We start from the raw sequence: 1,663 nt of genomic DNA, 5'->3' as shown, positions 1-1,663 counted from the left end.
CAGGGACGGGTGGGCCATGCTGGACATGGGCGGACGGCGGACGTGGATGCGCGCGGCCATCCGCTCCAGCGGGCGGTTGCTCATGAACATCAGGTGCGGCCGGAAGCGCGAGGTGGCGGCGAGCCCGTGCGGGGTGTAGTCGTTGCGCTCCTTGCAGCAGACGAACTCCGCGCAGACGAGCACGCGCAGGGGCGACAGCGAGAGCGTGCCGGTCTCCGTGCGCTTCACCTTCATGACGGGCGGCTTGGGCGGCGCGGTGGGCTTCTTGCCGGGCATGAAGCCGTCGCTGCACAGCACGTCCTTCGGGATGGGCTCCAGCGCGAGCGTGCCGGCCGGAGCGCGCAGGTTCACCTGGAAGCCGAACACCAGCATCAGGCTGCGATCCAGGTCGGTGGGGATCCAGAACGTCGTCTTCTTCGCCACGCAGCCGCCGGGCGTCTCATAGCGGCGCAGGAGGAACTCACGGGTCAGCTCCAGCTTCAGCGCCGTGCCCTTGTAGGTGATTTCAATGGGGCTCCAGACCAGCTCGTCCAGCACGGTGAGCGTCTGCGCGGGGAACCACGGCGTCTCCCGCACGCGGTGGGTGACGTTCCTCACGCGGCCCGGGGTGCCGAGGTTGTGCGTCCAGCTCCAGACGCTGCCCGCGCTCGGACCGGCGGCGGCCTGGGCCTGGGCGCCACCGCCGCCCTCGAAGGACTGGTAGGTCGCTCCGGGGGCCGCGGTGAGCAGCAGGGTGTCCTTCAACAGCGTGTCGAGATCGGGCATGGGTGTCGTTCGGAGGAGACGGGTTCAGGCGGCCACGTCGGGCAGGTTATCGAGGGTCCACGTCCCGCGTTCGGCCAGGGTGAGCGGCGCGCCGTCGGCAATGACCTCCAGCAGCGTGTAGACGTCCTTGCCGGTGCGCGGCAGGAAGACCTCGCCCTCTTCGTCCGTGACGCACTCGCGCTCCGCGCCGTCCGGGCAGAGCACGCGCAGACGGCAGTTGCGCAGGGGCTTCTGCTCCACCGTGTCGTCCACGATGCGAAAGGTGGGCAGGCCCGGCGTGACGCGAATGGAGCCGGAGACGACCGGGTCCTCGCAGGCGCTGACGCCAGGACAAAAAGGGCTGTTCAGCGTGAGGTGGCTGGGCTTCGCCGCGAGCCGCACCGCGCCCGGCTGCTCCGGGAAGGGCTGTTGCAGCAGCAGTCCGACGACGGACTCCTCCTTCAAGGGTTTGCCTCCCACGCCCTGGAGCCAGTGCTGGACGGTGTACGTCAAGGGCAGGCCCTGGCCGCCATTGACGAGGTCTCCGACGCTGAGGCTGCCGACGTGGCCTTCGTCGGTGTAGAGCGTCAAGGTGGCGGAGCCCGCCCCGGTGCTCCCGGAGAAGGAGATGCGGCTGCGCGACAGCAGGGCCCCCTTCTGCCCCTCGCTCAGCCCCGCCTCGGTCCACCCCGAGACGCGGAAGGTGACCTTGGGGTTGTGGAACGAGGGGCGCATCCAGTTGTCCCGTTGGAGTTGGAGCCGGAACGTGGCGGCGACGGTGTAGTTCGCGTTGTGATGCCAGACGGTCGCCTTGGGCCCCTCCTTGGGGTCGAACCTGCGCCACTGATGAGAGACATCGAAGCGCATGCGGCAGTACAAGTAGGGGACGTTGAACCAGGGGCTGGACATGGGTGGGGTT

2 protein-coding genes are annotated in these 1,663 nt (G+C 69.1%); both read right to left on the bottom strand.

The window, feature by feature from the left end; translation table 11 throughout:
• A partial coding sequence (locus tag D7X12_RS41165; RefSeq protein WP_147443992.1) for a hypothetical protein occupies positions 1-765 on the bottom strand: 765 nt, incomplete at its 3' end.
• Between the two features lie 24 nt (positions 766-789).
• The coding region (locus D7X12_RS41160; protein WP_208719624.1) for a hypothetical protein at positions 790-1,663 on the bottom strand (874 nt) is incomplete at its 5' end.

Origin of the sequence: Corallococcus sicarius, from assembly GCF_003611735.1 — a bacterium.
Lineage (GTDB): Bacteria > Myxococcota > Myxococcia > Myxococcales > Myxococcaceae > Corallococcus > Corallococcus sicarius.
Note: the sequence above shows the minus strand (reverse complement) of the source record. Positions and strands in the feature narration are given on the sequence as shown.